General features: G+C 66.1%; 16 protein-coding genes and 1 tRNA gene. 13 read left to right on the top strand and 4 right to left on the bottom strand.

Annotation, left to right across the window (positions count from 1 at the left end; all coding sequences use genetic code 11):
• Nucleotides 1-125 precede the first annotated feature (125 nt).
• From NR101_RS03035 to NR101_RS03015, 5 genes are all read left to right on the top strand, one after another.
• Complete coding sequence (locus NR101_RS03035) at nucleotides 126-1,178, top strand: alpha/beta hydrolase fold domain-containing protein (RefSeq protein ID WP_256774140.1); 1,053 nt, start codon at nucleotides 126-128, stop codon at nucleotides 1,176-1,178.
• 771 nt (nucleotides 1,179-1,949) lie between these two features.
• The gene (locus tag NR101_RS03030) at nucleotides 1,950-2,195 is read left to right on the top strand and encodes a hypothetical protein (RefSeq protein ID WP_256773921.1); all 246 of its coding nucleotides are present in this window, start codon (nucleotides 1,950-1,952) and stop codon (nucleotides 2,193-2,195) included.
• Between the two features lie 118 nt (nucleotides 2,196-2,313).
• Nucleotides 2,314-2,652: a hypothetical protein gene (locus NR101_RS03025; RefSeq protein WP_256773922.1), complete on the top strand. Its 339-nt coding sequence runs from the start codon at nucleotides 2,314-2,316 to the stop codon at nucleotides 2,650-2,652.
• 104 nt (nucleotides 2,653-2,756) lie between these two features.
• The gene (locus NR101_RS03020) at nucleotides 2,757-3,101 is read left to right on the top strand and encodes a multidrug efflux SMR transporter (RefSeq protein ID WP_306175361.1); all 345 of its coding nucleotides are present in this window, start codon (nucleotides 2,757-2,759) and stop codon (nucleotides 3,099-3,101) included.
• Entirely contained in the window at nucleotides 3,101-3,673 is a 573-nt protein-coding gene (locus tag NR101_RS03015) for a TetR family transcriptional regulator (protein ID WP_256773923.1), read from the top strand. The genes NR101_RS03020 and NR101_RS03015 overlap by 1 nt, the downstream gene beginning before the upstream one ends.
• Before the next feature lie 203 nt (nucleotides 3,674-3,876).
• Here the strand turns inward: NR101_RS03015 and NR101_RS03010 are convergent, their stop codons facing one another.
• Nucleotides 3,877-4,467: a hypothetical protein gene (locus NR101_RS03010; RefSeq protein WP_256773924.1), complete on the bottom strand. Its 591-nt coding sequence runs from the start codon at nucleotides 4,465-4,467 to the stop codon at nucleotides 3,877-3,879.
• A gap of 313 nt (nucleotides 4,468-4,780) precedes the next feature.
• Between NR101_RS03010 and NR101_RS03005 the strand changes: the two genes are divergently transcribed.
• Nucleotides 4,781-5,323, top strand: coding sequence for a hypothetical protein (locus NR101_RS03005; protein WP_256773925.1), 543 nt, complete (start codon nucleotides 4,781-4,783; stop codon nucleotides 5,321-5,323).
• A gap of 393 nt (nucleotides 5,324-5,716) precedes the next feature.
• Here the strand turns inward: NR101_RS03005 and NR101_RS03000 are convergent.
• Nucleotides 5,717-5,793: transfer RNA gene (locus tag NR101_RS03000), tRNA-Arg, on the bottom strand.
• 94 nt (nucleotides 5,794-5,887) lie between these two features.
• Nucleotides 5,888-6,733 carry a 3-deoxy-8-phosphooctulonate synthase gene (gene kdsA / locus NR101_RS02995; protein WP_256773926.1) on the bottom strand — a complete coding sequence of 282 codons (846 nt, stop codon included), beginning with the start codon at nucleotides 6,731-6,733 and terminating at the stop codon, nucleotides 5,888-5,890.
• 215 nt (nucleotides 6,734-6,948) lie between these two features.
• Between kdsA and NR101_RS02990 the strand changes: the two genes are divergently transcribed.
• From NR101_RS02990 to NR101_RS02960, 7 genes are all read left to right on the top strand, one after another.
• A complete protein-coding gene (locus NR101_RS02990; RefSeq protein ID WP_256773927.1) occupies nucleotides 6,949-8,481 on the top strand; it encodes an aldehyde dehydrogenase family protein in 1,533 nt (510 codons plus the stop codon).
• A complete protein-coding gene (locus NR101_RS02985) occupies nucleotides 8,481-9,266 on the top strand; it encodes an SDR family oxidoreductase (protein WP_256773928.1) in 786 nt (261 codons plus the stop codon). The genes NR101_RS02990 and NR101_RS02985 overlap by 1 nt, the downstream gene beginning before the upstream one ends.
• A 181-nt stretch (nucleotides 9,267-9,447) precedes the next feature.
• Nucleotides 9,448-9,732 carry a DUF4190 domain-containing protein gene (locus tag NR101_RS02980; protein ID WP_256773929.1) on the top strand — a complete coding sequence of 95 codons (285 nt, stop codon included), beginning with the start codon at nucleotides 9,448-9,450 and terminating at the stop codon, nucleotides 9,730-9,732.
• 7 nt (nucleotides 9,733-9,739) lie between these two features.
• Entirely contained in the window at nucleotides 9,740-10,510 is a 771-nt protein-coding gene (locus NR101_RS02975; protein WP_256773930.1) for a class I SAM-dependent methyltransferase, read from the top strand.
• A gap of 9 nt (nucleotides 10,511-10,519) precedes the next feature.
• Nucleotides 10,520-11,575, top strand: a complete 1,056-nt coding sequence (locus NR101_RS02970; protein WP_256773931.1) for a quinone-dependent dihydroorotate dehydrogenase — start codon at nucleotides 10,520-10,522, stop codon at nucleotides 11,573-11,575.
• Entirely contained in the window at nucleotides 11,572-12,621 is a 1,050-nt protein-coding gene (gene murB / locus NR101_RS02965) for a UDP-N-acetylmuramate dehydrogenase (protein WP_256773932.1), read from the top strand. Before NR101_RS02970 ends, murB begins: the two co-directional genes overlap by 4 nt.
• 32 nt (nucleotides 12,622-12,653) lie before the next feature.
• A complete protein-coding gene (locus NR101_RS02960) occupies nucleotides 12,654-13,541 on the top strand; it encodes a DMT family transporter (RefSeq protein WP_256774142.1) in 888 nt (295 codons plus the stop codon).
• A gap of 1 nt (nucleotide 13,542) precedes the next feature.
• Here the strand turns inward: NR101_RS02960 and NR101_RS02955 are convergent, their stop codons facing one another.
• Complete coding sequence (locus tag NR101_RS02955) at nucleotides 13,543-14,595, bottom strand: aminoglycoside phosphotransferase family protein (RefSeq protein WP_256773933.1); 1,053 nt, start codon at nucleotides 14,593-14,595, stop codon at nucleotides 13,543-13,545.
• Between the last annotated feature and the right edge of the window lie 34 nt (nucleotides 14,596-14,629).

The raw sequence follows: 14,629 nt of genomic DNA, 5'->3' as shown, positions 1-14,629 counted from the left end.
GAGAATGGCGCGACGGCGCGCCGTACCCGAGGGTATGCTGTGCGCCTCTCGACGACAAGGACGGTTTGATGCGCACGTGGATCAGGAAGTCATGCCTTGGGTTGGCCGTTGCCATCGGCCTGGCAATGAGCATGCCCGCAGCGGCGGTGGACCGCGCGGTGGATGAAGGCGTGCGCCAGGTTCCCAGCTTTGCCCTGCCCCTTTCTCCTTATCTCAGCCCGGAGGCGCGGGCCAGCGTGCGCAGCGCCGTCATCCATGGCGACCCCACCGCAAAACTGGACAACGCGGCCGTACTCGCGCAGCTCGACCACATCCGCAAGGGCGCCGATCAGTGGGCGTACGGCGAGATCGCCGCGCTGCGCAAGCGCTACCCGGTGGAGCTGCACAACGAAACCTGGAACGGCGTCCCGGTGGTTCGCGTGCAGCCCCGCAGTGCGCCAACCGATCCGGCCGCGCAACGCCTGCTGATCGAACTCCACGGCGGTGCGTTTGTGTTCGGGCGCGCCGACAGTCTTGGCCTGCTCGAAGCGATCCCGGTGGCCGCGATGACAGGCGCGACGGTCATCGCGGTGGAGTATCGACAGGGCCCGGAGCACAAATTCCCTGCGGCCAGCGAAGATGTCGCCGCTGTCTACCGCGCCGCACTCGAGCGCATGCCGGCCAACCATATAGGCATTTTCGGCTGCTCCGCCGGCGGCGTCCTCACCGGCGAATCGCTGGCGTGGTTCGACAAGGAGAAGCTCCCGATGCCGGGCGCGGCCGGCCTGTTCTGCGCTGGCGGCGATGCACGCTATGGCGGTGATTCCCGCTATGTGATGGCCGCGATCAACGATGCCCTGCTACCGCATTCCGATGGGTCGCTGCCGATCATGGAAGACCTGTACTACGGCGATGTGGATTTCCGCGATCCGCTGGTGTCGCCGGTGTTCTCCGAGGAACTGTTGGCCCGGTTCCCACCTACGCTGTTCATCACCGCCACCCGCGCCGCCGAACTGAGCAACGTCTCCTACATGCACGGACGGTTGGTCGACCTGGGGCGCGAATCCGATCTGCACGTGTGGGACGGGCTGGGGCATGCCTTCCACCTGGATGCCAAACTCCCGGAAAGCCAGCAGGCGTATCGAGTGATGGCCCGGTTCTTCACCCGGCACCTGGACGCGTCGCTGCCGGTTCCGTGACAGGGCGCATGCCGATACCGCCGACGGCAGGGGCGACCCAGCCATTACGGCGCGTATCGCGCGCCTGCACGCGGCTGGAGCCGGGGATGGCCCACAACCCGGCGGCGTTGCGATCGACATTCCAATCCGCCCCTTCCAGAGTGGCGGCTACGGCGTGCGGCCGACGCGCGATGGATGGCGTCAGCCACCGCCTCCATCTCGCCATGGAACCAACGGTAGCCGTTGACACAGATTTCCCGTGGCTGGTCACCCGGGGCGGGAAACCCGGGAAGAAGCTCGCGCAACGCCGCACTTGCATCGTCCAGCGTCTGGGTGCGAAAACCGGGTTCGTCGGCCCAACGCTCTATTCGGGACAGCCATGACGTCTGCATACGAGTACTCCTGGTGAAAATCCACCATGGCCCTCCGCAGGTTACCGGCACGAGAATTCGCACGACGTCAGATGAACGGCTGTGTCGTTGCACATGGACCTCACCGTACGTGCACGCACATACCTTCCGGATACATAAGGCGCGGCGGGCGACGGTAAACAGCGGCAACCCGATGCGTTGCGGGTGTGACCACAGCGACGGATGTCCAGGCCGGCCTCACACGAACCCGCGCTCAAGTAACGAACGCGGGCCTAGGGTGGTGCATCCATCCAGACGAGGCACGCCCCATGGTATTCCACGCCGCTGCAGCGCCGCCGGCCCGCATCCCTGTCCGCCTCAGGTTCCTGCCGCCTCGGCCGCTACTTACTGGTGCCACTGGCACCCACGGATCTCGCGCCCCATGACATGCACCGGCATCTTCGAGTTGATTGAAGTCCACGGGCCAGGGATGGCACCTGCCGCTGGCGGAGCGGCCATTACCGCCGTGGCCGCGGCCTGTGTTGCATGTAAACGTCACTTCACCGCCATCGCCCGCCAGGGCCTGCAGATCATCCCGGGGGGCGTCGCCATTACCTGCCCCGGCTGCAAAGCACGCCAGGCGATCAGCAACGCACGCTTCGACGGACTTCTGCTTCCCATGGCCTAGGGAGCGCCTGCTGCGCCTCACATGCAGTGTGCTAACAAGCGCAGGTCTAGGATCCAACGCACGTGGAAAGACCTTTCGTGTGCGCTGCCGCCGGGCGCGTTTTCGGTCGCGGCAAGGCATGACTTCCGCGCCATTTCGTTGGGGGGGAAGGATCGTGCCGGATACAGGTCTGTTCTACCTGCTGGCTGTCGTCGGCGTGCCGGCCGGCTCCACGCAGACAACGGTCAACGCCATCCTCAGCGTGCGTGCGGAGTGCCTGACCTGTCATCACACGATGGAGGTAACCGCGCCTTGGCTGGTGAACATCGCCGGCGGCGGTGCCGTGCTGGACTGCCCGGCGTGTCGCACCCGGCAGGCGATATCAGGCGCGCGCTTTGCCGCATTCATCGAGCGGTTTCCCGGCGGCGTGACGTCACCGCGTATCCACCCACCCGACCACGCGCCTCAAGCGCGCTGACCCGCACGCGCCAGCTGGCGCGCCCTAAGCCGCTTCAGACAGGCCCCGTTCAGCGCCACCCCCTTTAACATACCGCCCGGTCGGTATCGTGAAGATTGTTTGGCATGACCCCTCTCATCACGGCATATCTGTTCCTGACCGGCGCCATCGTCTCCGAGGTCACCGGCACCCTGCTGCTGCAGAAGACAGCGCAGTTCACCCGGCTGGCCCCTACGGTTGCGATGGCGCTCTGTTACGGGCTGTCGTTCTACCTGCTGAGCCATGCCCTGAAGACCTTGCCGCTCGGCATCGCCTATGCCATCTGGGGCGGGCTAGGCATCGTCCTCACCCTGATCATCAGCGTCACGGTGTTCAAGCAGACCCTGGACTGGCAAGCGATCGTGGGCGTAGCGATGATCGTGGGCGGGGTGGTCGTGATCAACGCGTTCTCCAAAGCGGCGGCGCACTGATGGAAGCACTCAAACGGCGCAAGCAGCCCGCGCGGGTTCGCGCGGCCCTGCTCGACGCAGTGGCGCAGGAAGCGGCGCAGCGTGGCCTGGGCGGGGTGACCGTGCTCGGTGTGGCCGAGCGTGCCGGGGTCAGCAAAGGCGCCCTCTTCCATCACTTCGCCAATCGCCAGCAGTTGCTGGAAGCGGCTTACGCCGACGGTCTGCTGCGCTTCGGCGACGAACTCGATGCGATCCTCGCGCGCGACACGCTGGCCCACGGCAGGTTCACACGCGCCTATGTCACCGCAACGTTCGATGCGATGCAGACGGAAGATCGCAGTTGGGTGAAGTTCTCACTCACCGCGCTGGTGGAACCGGCGTTCGCCGACCTCTGGCGAAACTGGCTTGCGGCGCGCCTGGAGGAATTTCCCGCCGAACGCGCCGATCCCCATCTCCGCGCCGCGCGCCTGGCGGCGGACGGGTTCTGGCTGCAGATGCTGGGCTGTTGGCAGGACGACAACGATGCGGCGAAACGGCACGCGCTGCTGCAGTGCATCCTGGGGCTCACGAGAGGCGAAAGCCCGGCGCGGTAATGCTGGTGACCCCGGCCCGATTCGGACGGGCGACCGTTCCATTAGGAGAGCGAGCCGCCCATATGCGGCAAGGCATTCGGCCCCATCTGTGCCAACGGCGTGCCAAAAGCGCCATTTCCGGAGCCCCACAATTGCGCACGCCAGCAGCGCACGTCCTTTGCTATCAGCAAAGTGGGTGAACTCATGGACAAAAGTGTCCACCTTCAAGGATTCCTAGATGTGATCGGCCGGGGATCCAGAATTTCAGCTACAAGAGCCATTCCAATTGTCTTGTTGGTGACTGGCACAACAATCGTACGAGCAGGGGGATACGCACTTTTCCACTTGCCCACTTGCTGCTGCGGCGACCCTGCGGCCCCACTGGTCTTCTCGCCACTGCGATAGGAGATCGGGGCTCGCAAGCCAACTTTGTAGCTCAACCCCGGCGACAGGCGATAACTCTTCGCAAGCTCAATATCCACGCTAAAAGTGCTTCCCGCAGGAATGGACAAGAAGCTAGGCGCCTCGGGCAGCGCATCCCTCGTTATCCCGAAGAATTCAACTTCGCGCCCATCCTGTTGCTTCACGATGAGAGGATCGTCCAACAGCATTCCCCGACCATTTGCGGTAGGCAGAGAGGACTTGTCGACCACGGCACCTTGGTCTCCGAAATTCACAAGTTTGAGTGCGATTGACGTTTCGCTGAGCCCACCCTTGGCTGGGACAATCTCGGCCTGTAGAGAAGCATCGGCCATCGCGACACTGCTGCTACAAAGCGAGATGGCGATGATTGCCACTTTGATCGGCAAGTTCATTTCGGCACGTGTCTTCCGTGAGCCCAAGTGCCTGAATAACACGAACGACAGTGGTTTCCAACAGGCTTCCAGCCGCTGAGTTACCCGAATTGAAGGGTGGACTTGCCGGAGTGCGAAACCTTGCCGTCAAAGAAGCCCACCGGCCGAACGCAGTTCATCTTGATGGGCTCGGCCGCGGCGATGGCGACGGAAGGCTGGGTGTGTTTGAGCTTAAGTACGTTACCCATAAAGTTTCATTGTTGCTTGCCGATAGGCCTGAAGAAGAAGGGGTTGGCCCCTCATTGTTCAGCGTACGAGCGCAGTAGGGAACGGCATGACGTTGATACAAAGAGTGCGCATAAGCACCGTGCAGAAATCTGCTCACACGCTTCTCGCGATCTTGCTTTGGCTTGCCCTTTACTTCGCGTTTCTCGCGATCGTTTTCGCCTGGGAAGCACTGTCACTGCGAGAAACGCACGCAATCTCCGGGTACTTCATCGGCTTCGCGTTTGGCGCTTTTGCGCATGAAGCAGCCGCCCTGGTGACCGGCCAGACCTCCGAGATTCGGCGATACGCCGTCGATATACGCAGGCTCTATCAGCTCACAGGAGTCAGAGGGGAACCAGTGGCGCGCAAGCGCGCGTTGGTGATGTCTGCCCTGCTATTTTCTATTCTTGTGCTTGTGATCGTTGGCCTCTACCAGACGATAAAATTCCAGTTGCTGGCGACCTATACCCTCCCCCTGACCGTGGCAACACTAATCGGGGCGACCGCCGCCGGTGAGATTGCTATGCAGTACCTGTCGATGTTCCAAGCACGCCGAGAACTAGGAAGAATCGCGACGCTCAAGCAGCAGAACACCGAACGAAATACCTGAAATGCGTACCACCGCTATTGGGGTCGGGTTGTAGGACTCGCTGCCTGCGCGCGGTTCGATCTCTTCTCGAATGGCCATCGCGCCCACGTTGGGCTGGCTTGGGCTCTGGCCCAAATGGTCCGCCAACGCGCAAGCGGCCCGCAGGTGGCACTTCAGACAGGAGCGCTACCGGTGAGCCTCCGAGCACGTCCCACGTTGCGTAGGACATACGCCAGCCGAAGTTCATTCCTCGACGGAGCACAACGGTGCGGCCCGGCCGCCCTCCCACGTACTGCTGCACTGCTACGGCAATGCCCGCCCCGAGTTACAGAGCCCCGCTCAGCACTGCATGCCCAAATCGGCGCCGAGATACGGCAGTCAGCCCGAACCGAACAAGACCTAAACCATTGATTCTGGTGACCCCGGCCCGATTCGAACGGGCGACCTTCCCCTTAGGAGGGGGACGCTCTATCCAGCTGAGCTACGGGGCCATATGCCGCACCCGCGACGCAGGTACAGCCGTGAAGGATACCCACATTCAGCGACGGGACCAAGGCCGCCGCCGCAGCGCGTGGGTGGGCCGGATCAGCGGATATCCAGTTCCGGGAAGCCCTTGACCAGTTCGTCCAGCGCCTTCATCTGCACCAGGAACGGTTCCAGTGCGGCCAGCGGCAGTGCGCTGGGGCCGTCGCAACGGGCGTGGTCCGGGTCGCGGTGGGCTTCCAGGAACAGGCCGGCCAGGCCGAGCGCCATGCCCGAGCGCGCCAATTCGGCCACCTGGCGACGGCGGCCACCGGAGGCGTCGCTGCCGGCGTCACGACGCTGCAGGCTGTGAGTGACATCGAAGATCACCGGCAGGCCGCCGGTGGATTCGGTCATCTCGCGGAAGCCCAGCATGTCCACGACCAGGTTGTCGTAACCGAACTGCGCACCGCGCTCGCACAGGATGATGTTCTCGTTGCCCGCTTCGCGGATCTTGGCCGCGATGTGCTTCATCTGCGTGGGGCTGAGGAACTGCGGCTTCTTGACGTTGACCGTGCGCCCGGTGCGCGCGATCGCCTCGACCAGGTCGGTCTGGCGGGCCAGGAACGCCGGAAGCTGCAGCACGTCGACCACCTCGGCCACCGGGGCGGCCTGCGCCACTTCGTGCACGTCGGTGATCACCGGCACGCCGAAACGACGCTTCACTTCTTCGAAGATGCGCAGGCCTTCGTCCAGGCCGACGCCGCGATAGGAGGCGATCGAGGAACGGTTGGCCTTGTCGAACGAGGCCTTGAACACATACGGGATGCCGAGCTTGGCGGTCACCGTGCTGAAGTGTTCGGCCGCGTGCAGGGTCGAATCGAGGTCTTCGAGCACGTTGAGGCCGCCAAACAGCACGAACGGCAGACGATTGCCGACAACCACACCTTCCGCAACGGTAACGTTCATTCAGATTCCTGGGGGCGAACAATGGTGGACATTCTAGCGGGTTGCACGCCGAGAGCAGCCGGGCATGGCCCGGCTCTACCTGTTTAGGGCGACCGTGTACGCGCCAGGTGCAGCCGGGCATCGCCTGCGGCGACCGGGTAGAATCGGCGTTCTGCATGCCGCCCCCCCACCCTGCCAGCGGCTGCACCCTTTTTTGATACGCAACAGGAGTTTGCATGTCCTCTGAGCTGCTCAAGGCCCTTGGCCTGGACGCGACCAACGCTGGCACCTATCTGGGCAACGGCGAGTGGTCCACCGCCACCAGTGCCGGTGTGATTACCCCGATCAACCCGACCACCGGTGAAGCGATCGCCACCGTGCACGCCACCACCGACGCCGATTACGAAACCATCATCGCGCGCGCCCAGGAAGCCTTCAAAGTGTGGCGCACCACCCCGGCCCCGCGCCGTGGCGAAGCCGTGCGCCTGTGCGGCGAAGCGCTGCGCGCCAACAAGGATGCGCTGGGTTCGCTGGTCGCCCTGGAAATGGGCAAGAGCAAGCCCGAGGGTGACGGCGAAGTGCAGGAGATGATCGACATCGCCGACTTCGCCGTGGGCCAGAGCCGCATGCTGTATGGCTACACCATGCATTCGGAGCGGCCGGGCCACCGCATGTACGAGCAGTACCAGCCGCTGGGCCTGGTCGGCATCATCAGTGCGTTCAACTTCCCGGTCGCGGTGTGGGCGTGGAATTCGTTCCTGGCCACGATCTGCGGCGACATCTGCCTGTGGAAGCCGTCCAACAAGACCCCGCTGACCGCCATCGCCTCGATGCGCATCTGCAATGAAGCGCTGCGCGATGGCGGCTTCCCGGACCTGTTCTTCCTCATCAACGATGCCGGCACCGAGCTGTCGCAGAAGATGGTGGCCGACAAGCGCGTGCCGCTGATCAGTTTCACCGGGTCGACCCAGGTGGGCCGCCAGGTCGCCGAGAAGGTCGCCCATCGCCTGGGCCGTTGCCTGCTGGAACTGGGTGGCAACAACGCCATCATCCTGGACGAAACCGCCGACCTGAAGCTGGCCATCCCGGGCATCGTGTTCGGTGCGGTCGGCACCGCCGGCCAGCGCTGCACCACCACGCGCCGGTTGATCGTGCACGAATCCATCCATGACGACGTGCTGGCCACGCTGATCAAGGCGTACAAGCAGGTGGAAGGCAAGATCGGCGATCCAACCGACCCGGCCAACCTGATGGGCCCGCTCAACAGCGACGGCGCCGTGCAGCAGTTCCTGGCGTCGATCGAGAAGGCCAAGGCCAGCGGCGGCACCGTGGAAACCGGCGGCACCCGCATCGACCGCGCCGGCAACTTCGTGCTGCCGGCCATCGTCACCGGGCTGAAGAACAGCGACGAAGTGGTGCAGCACGAAACCTTCGCGCCGATCCTGTACGTGATGAAGTACAGCACGCTGGATGAAGCCATCGACATGCAGAACGGCGTGCCGCAGGGCCTGTCCTCGTCGATCTTCACCACCAACCTGAAGACCGCCGAGCGCTTCCTGTCGGCGGCCGGTTCGGACTGCGGTATCGCCAACGTCAACATCGGCACGTCCGGTGCGGAAATCGGCGGCGCGTTCGGTGGCGAGAAGGATACCGGCGGTGGCCGCGAGTCCGGTTCGGATGCGTGGAAGGTGTACATGCGCCGCCAGACCAACACCATCAACTACTCCGACTCGCTGCCGCTGGCCCAGGGCATCAAGTTCGACCTGTGATGGCGGGCGCGTCCGAGTCCGCTGCCGGCCCGCGCCTGGATTTTTCCGGGCGCCGGGTACTGATTGCCGGTGGCAGCAAGGGCATCGGGCGTTCCATGGCGCTGGCGTTCGCTGCGGCGGGCGCCCGCGTTTCGGTATGCGCACGCGGTGAGCAGGGGCTTGCCGCGCTGCGCTGTGACGCCCAGGCGCTTGGCCTGGACGTGCATACCGCGACCGCAGATCTGGCGGTAGTGGACGACATCGGCCGCTGGCTGGCCGATGCGGCCGCTGCCCTGGGCGGCATCGATGTTCTGGTCAACAACGCCACCGGCTATGGCATGGCCGACGACGAGGCCGGCTGGGAAGCCAGCCTCAGCGTCGACCTGATGTCGGCGGTGCGCGCCTCGCGACTGGCCCTGCCCTGGCTGCAGCAATCCAGCGATGCGTGCATTCTCAATCTGGCCTCGATCGCGGCCCAGCAGCCGCGTCCGGGTGCCGCGCCGTATGCCGCGGCCAAGGCCGCGCTGATGCACTACACCACCTCGCAGGCGCTGGCACTGGCGCCGCAGCGGATCCGCGTCAATGCCATCGCCCCGGGTTCGATCGAGTTCGAGGATGGGCTCTGGGCACGCCGCCGCGAGCAGGATCCCACGCTCTACCACGGCACCCTGGCGAAGATTCCGTTCGGCCGCTTCGGGCAACCGCAGGAGATCGCCAACGCCGCGCTGTTCCTGTGTTCGCCGCTGGCGGGCTGGATCACCGGCCACACCTTGAACGTGGATGGCGGCCAGGTCCTGATGGGCTGAACCCCCGCTTCGCCACGCATGTCATCGCCATCACGGAGGATGCCGGTGGGTGGGCGGGGTGGTGCTGGACGCCGCGCGCCTTCGCTCGCACTGACCCGCGCAGGCGGTGCCGGCACCCTGCGGTCGATGGGATAAACCGGCCACAGGCACTATCATGGGCGCATTGCCTTGGAGGAACCGGATGAACCAGCCACTTCGACAAACCAGCGCGTTGGCGGTCGTCAGCCTGGTCATGGGCATCGTCGGCTGGACGGTATTGCCGTTCATCGGCAGCGTCGTTGCGATCATCACCGGGCACATGGCGCGCGCGGACATCCGCCGTCAGCCACAGGCGCTGGAAGGCGACGGGCTGGCGCTTACCGGCCTGATCCTGGGCTGGGTGGCGGTGATCGGCAGCCTGCTGGTCGTGGCCGGGTTCCTGTTGTTCTTCGGTGGACTGGCCCTGTTTGCCGCATCCCAATCGTGAGGTCTTCATGAGCGCATCGGACTCGACCGAACGCTTCAGCAGCCGGGTCGCCGACTACGTCCGCTACCGTCCCGATTACCCGCCGGCCCTGCTGGACTGGCTGCATCACGACATCGGCGTGGCCACCGAAACCCTGGTCGCCGACATCGGCGCCGGCACCGGCATCTCCACCCGCCTGTTCCTGGCCAGCGGCCACCCGGTGATCGCGGTGGAGCCCAACGCGGCCATGCGCGCGGCCGCCGAGCAGTGGCTGGCCCCGGATTACCTGCGCCTGAAACTGGTCGACGGCACCGCCGAAGCGACCACGCTGGCCGATGACAGCGTCGGCCTGGTGGCGGCCGCGCAGGCCTTCCACTGGTTCGACACCGACGCGGTGCGTACCGAATGGGCGCGCATCCTGCACCCGGGCGGGATGGCGCTGGTGTTCTGGAACTCGCGCCTGCTCGATGCCTCGCCGTTCCTGATCGGCTACGAGCAGCTGCTGTTGGAGTTCGGCACCGATTACACCCAGGTCGCCGAGCGCTACCAGGACGACGACGCGATGCGCGCCTGGTTCGGCCCCGGCCTGCGCGGCATGGCCAGCTTCCCCAATGTGCAGCGCATGGATCTGGATGGCCTGCGTGGACGGCTGCTGTCCTCTTCCTACGCCCCGCAGGCCGGGCATCCGCGCCATGCGCCGATGCTGGAGGCCCTGCAGCAACTGTTCGACGCGCATGCCGTGGACGGCCAGGTCGCTTTTGAATACCACACCCGCGCCTTCGTCGGCACGCTGGACTGATAGAACGCCATGTACTCGCTTGCCCGTCCCTTTCTCTTCACCTTCGACGCCGAGCGCGCCCACGGTCTGGGCCTGAGCGCCCTGGAGCTGGCCTACCGCACCGGCACCACGCCGCTGCTGGCCGGCCGCATCGCGCCGTTGCCGACCCAGGCCTTCGGCCTGACGTTTCCCAACCCGGTCGGGCTGGCGGCCGGGCTGGACAAGAACGGTGAGCACATCGACGCGCTGCTGGCACTGGGCTTCGGTTTTGTCGAGATCGGCACGATCACCCCGCGCCCGCAGGTGGGCAATCCCAAGCCGCGGCTGTTCCGGCTGCCGGCGCACCAGGCCATCATCAACCGCATGGGGTTCAACAACCTCGGCGTGGATGCACTGGTGCGCAACGTCGAGCGCGCCAAGCGCCGCAGCGGCCTGCTCGGGATCAACATCGGCAAGAACAAGGACACCCCCAACGAGCAGGCGTTCGACGACTACCAGCACTGCCTGCAGAAGGTGTATCCGCTGGCCGACTACATCACCGTCAACATCTCCTCGCCCAACACCGCCGGCCTGCGTGAGTTGCAGGAAGAGAACGCGCTGCGCCAGCTGGTGTCGCAGCTGCGCGAGAGCCAGGAATCCTTGGCCGCCCAACATGGCAAACGCGTGCCGATGCTGGTCAAGGTGGCACCGGACCTGAGCGACCGCGACATCGATGCCGCCGCGCGCGTGCTCAGCGAACTGCAGGTCGACGGGGTGATCGCCACCAACACCACCATCGACCGCAGTGCGGTTGCCGGCGACAGGCTGGCGCAGGAAGCTGGCGGCCTGTCCGGTGCGCCGCTGCTCGGCCAATCCACCCTGGTGCTGCGCCGCCTGCGCGCGCGCCTGCCCGAATCGATGCCGCTGATCGGCGTCGGCGGCATCCAGTCCGGCGCTGACGCGGTGGCCAAGATGTCCGCCGGTGCCGCGCTGGTGCAGTGCTACAGCGGCCTGATTTTCCGTGGCCCGGCCCTGGTACAGGACTGCGTGGAGGCCATCCGCCGCCGCCGCGAAGCCCCCAGCCGCGGCGCGGTCGCCCCTCTATGAGTAACGCAATGCCCGCCTGGATCCTCACCGAAAACGCCTCGCTGAAGGCGCTCAACACCTTCCACGTCGACGCAAGCGCCGCGCAGCTGCTCGAGCTGCACGACGCGGCGCTGCTGCCGGAGGTGCTGGCGCTGCCGCAGGTCGCCAACCGCCCGCTGCTGGTGCTGGGCAGTGGCAGCAACGTGCTGCTGGCCGGCGATGTGGAGGGCACCGTGCTGGTGTTCGCCAACGCCGACATCCAGATCCTGGAGCACCGCGCCGACCACACCGTGGTGCGCGCCGGGGCCGGGGTGAACTGGCACGGGCTGGTGATGTGGTCGCTGCAGAACGGGCTGTCCGGGCTGGAGAACCTGGCGCTGATTCCCGGCACCGCCGGCGCATCGCCGATCCAGAACATCGGCGCCTACGGCGTGCAGGTGGAAGAATTCATCCAGACCGTGGAAGCCTGGGACCGCCAGGCCGGCGAATGGGTACGGCTGGATGCCGAGGCCTGCCAGTTCGGCTACCGCGACAGCGTCTTCAAGCATGCCCCGGACCGCTACCTGATCAGCGCGATCGAACTGCGCCTGCCGCTGCTGCATGAGTTGCGCCTGGGCTACGCCGGGATCAGCGAAGAGATGCAGGCGATGGGCGTGGAACTGCCGGCCGCCACCGATGTGGCCAATGCGGTGATCAACATCCGCCGGCGCAAGCTGCCCGATCCGGATGTGCTCGGCAATGCCGGCAGCTTCTTCAAGAACCCGGTGCTGCCGCTGGAACAGGTCGAGGTACTGCTGCAGCACTTCCCCGAGCTGCCGGTGTATCCGGCCGCCGAGGACAGCCGACGCAAACTGTCGGCGGCATGGATGATCGAGGCCTGCGGCTGGAAGGGCTACCGCGAGGGCGATGCCGGCGTGTCGCCGGACCATGCGCTGGTGCTGGTCAACCATGGCGCGGCCAGCGGTGAGGACCTGCTGGCCCTGGCGCGGCGGATCTCGGCCTCGGTGCTGGAGAAATTCGGCGTGCCGATCGAACCGGAGCCCCGCCTGATCGGCGCGCAGTGGTGACCCCACCGCTCGCCCTGCCCTCTGCCACTCCCTTGCGTGCGGCACTGTTGATGCTGGGCAGCACGCTGGCGTTTGGTTTGATGGCGGTGGCGATCCGCTACGCCACCGCCCACGTACCCACCCAGGAAGTGGCGTTCTTCCGCAACGCGTTCGGCCTGCTGGTGCTGCTGCCGCTGCTGCTGCGCCCGGGCCGCGGGTCGCTGCGAACCCAGCAGTTGCCGCGTTACCTGCTGCGCAGCGCGATCGGCCTGGCGTCGATGCTGTGCGCGTTCTGGGCGATCGGCCATCTGCCGATGTCGCAGGCGATCTCGCTGTCCTATTCCACCCCGCTGTTCGTCACCATCGCTGCGGTGCTGTGGCTGGGCGAGACCGTGCGCGCGCGCCGCTGGGCCGCGGTCATCATCGGCTTCATCGGCGTGCTGATCATCGTGCGGCCGGGCTCGACCAGCTTTACCCCGGGCACCCTGGTGGCGGTGCTGGCCGCCGTGCTCAGTTCGCTGGTGGCCATCCAGATCAAGCAGCTCACCCGCGTGGACAGCGCCGATGCGGTGGTGCTCTACACCTATCTGTTCTGGGTGCCGCTGTCGCTGCTGCCGGCGGTGTTCGTGTGGGTGTGGCCGACCGGCATGGCGTGGCTGTGGCTGGCCGCCACCGGGCTGTTCGGCACCGTCGGCCAGCTGCTGTGGACCCGGGCGCTGCGACTGGGCGAGGTGTCGGCACTGACGCCGATCAGCTTCATGCAGTTGCCGCTGGTCGCCGTGCTGGGCTGGCTGCTGTTTGGCGAGACGCTGGACCGCTGGACCGTGATCGGCGCCGGCATCATCCTCGGCGCCAACGCCTACATCGCCCACCGCGAAGCGGTACTGTCGCGGCGCGCGGCCTCGCAGGCCGCCAGCGCCGGTGCCAAGCCCGGCGAGTAAGTCACGCCGGGGCCGCCGCCCAGCTGCGCGCGGCACTGTCGACCACGTTGCCCGGGGCGAACTGCTCGTCCATGTAGCGCAGCGCCTGGCGACGCTGGGTGGGTGGGCGCGAGGCGGCACCCGGCTCCAGCAGCAGGTCATGGAACTCCTGCACGTCCTGCAGGATCCGCCAGTGCCGGTAATAGGCGATGCGCGCCGCATCCACGGCCACTTCGCCGTAGCCCTCGCGGAAACACGGGGGATCCTCGCGCCCCCAGCGCCCGCCAACCGCAGCCCCGACCAGCATCAGGTCGCGCTCGCGCGGGGCCAGCATCATCTCGTCCCAATCGATCAGGCACAGGCCGCCATCGGTGCGCAGCAGCAGGTTGCCGGCGTGCAGGTCGCCGTGACACAGCACCCGTCGGATCGGATGCCGGACCAGCCGTTCGCGCAGTTCCACGCAGCGCTGCCAGACCTCGGCGATACGCGGCCGGTGCTGGCGCCACGCACGCAGGTACTGTGCAGACAGATCGTCAGCCAGCGGCCAGCGCGCATCACCACGGCGCAACCAGGCCCCCACGCGCTCCACGGCGGTGTCATCGTCGAAGCCCGGCTGCGCCAGTCCAGCGGCCAGGGCCTCCGGCAAACGCACCTCGTGCACCTGGCGCAGCACCTCGCCCAACCGCCGCCATTGCTGCTGCGACAGCGCTGCCTCGAATCCGGACTGGCCCTCGACATAGGCGAACAAGGTCCACTGCAGGCCTTCGGCGCGTATGGCCGGCGCACCGTCCAGCGTCGGTTGCGGTGCCGCTACCTCACTCAGGCCCAGCGACGCGCGCAGATGCTGCAGCACCTGCCACACCGCTTCGTCCACCGCGTAGCGGCGGCACTTCAACCACCAGCGCGTGCCGTCATCGGCGCCAATCTGGTAAACCGTGGCCCCGGCATCGGCACCGGCCGGACGCTGCACCACCGACGTGGCGCGCACGCCCCACGCCTGCGCCAGCACGGCGCCGATCTGTGAAGAAGACAATTCCTGTGGATGCAGCATCAATCCGCCGTGATGCACGAACATGTGTCCACTATCGCAGAATCGAGGCGAACTGGCA

The organism is Stenotrophomonas sp. Ste86, assembly GCF_024519465.1.
GTDB lineage: Bacteria > Pseudomonadota > Gammaproteobacteria > Xanthomonadales > Xanthomonadaceae > Stenotrophomonas.
Note: the sequence above shows the minus strand (reverse complement) of the source record. Positions and strands in the feature narration are given on the sequence as shown.

Bases quoted from the DNA above. Each gene is read 5' to 3' on its own strand.
- NR101_RS03035 (WP_256774140.1), top strand. From the start codon at position 126: ATGAGCATGCCCGCAGCGGCGGTGGACCGCGCGGTGGATGAAGGCGTG.
- NR101_RS03030 (WP_256773921.1), top strand. From the start codon at position 1,950: ATGACATGCACCGGCATCTTCGAGTTGATTGAAGTCCACGGGCCAGGG.
- NR101_RS03025 (WP_256773922.1), top strand. From the start codon at position 2,314: ATGACTTCCGCGCCATTTCGTTGGGGGGGAAGGATCGTGCCGGATACA.
- NR101_RS03020 (WP_306175361.1), top strand. From the start codon at position 2,757: ATGACCCCTCTCATCACGGCATATCTGTTCCTGACCGGCGCCATCGTC.
- NR101_RS03015 (WP_256773923.1), top strand. From the start codon at position 3,101: ATGGAAGCACTCAAACGGCGCAAGCAGCCCGCGCGGGTTCGCGCGGCC.
- NR101_RS03010 (WP_256773924.1), bottom strand. From the start codon at position 4,467: ATGAACTTGCCGATCAAAGTGGCAATCATCGCCATCTCGCTTTGTAGC.
- NR101_RS03005 (WP_256773925.1), top strand. From the start codon at position 4,781: ATGACGTTGATACAAAGAGTGCGCATAAGCACCGTGCAGAAATCTGCT.
- kdsA (WP_256773926.1), bottom strand. From the start codon at position 6,733: ATGAACGTTACCGTTGCGGAAGGTGTGGTTGTCGGCAATCGTCTGCCG.
- NR101_RS02990 (WP_256773927.1), top strand. From the start codon at position 6,949: ATGTCCTCTGAGCTGCTCAAGGCCCTTGGCCTGGACGCGACCAACGCT.
- NR101_RS02985 (WP_256773928.1), top strand. From the start codon at position 8,481: ATGGCGGGCGCGTCCGAGTCCGCTGCCGGCCCGCGCCTGGATTTTTCC.
- NR101_RS02980 (WP_256773929.1), top strand. From the start codon at position 9,448: ATGAACCAGCCACTTCGACAAACCAGCGCGTTGGCGGTCGTCAGCCTG.
- NR101_RS02975 (WP_256773930.1), top strand. From the start codon at position 9,740: ATGAGCGCATCGGACTCGACCGAACGCTTCAGCAGCCGGGTCGCCGAC.
- NR101_RS02970 (WP_256773931.1), top strand. From the start codon at position 10,520: ATGTACTCGCTTGCCCGTCCCTTTCTCTTCACCTTCGACGCCGAGCGC.
- murB (WP_256773932.1), top strand. From the start codon at position 11,572: ATGAGTAACGCAATGCCCGCCTGGATCCTCACCGAAAACGCCTCGCTG.
- NR101_RS02955 (WP_256773933.1), bottom strand. From the start codon at position 14,595: ATGTTCGTGCATCACGGCGGATTGATGCTGCATCCACAGGAATTGTCT.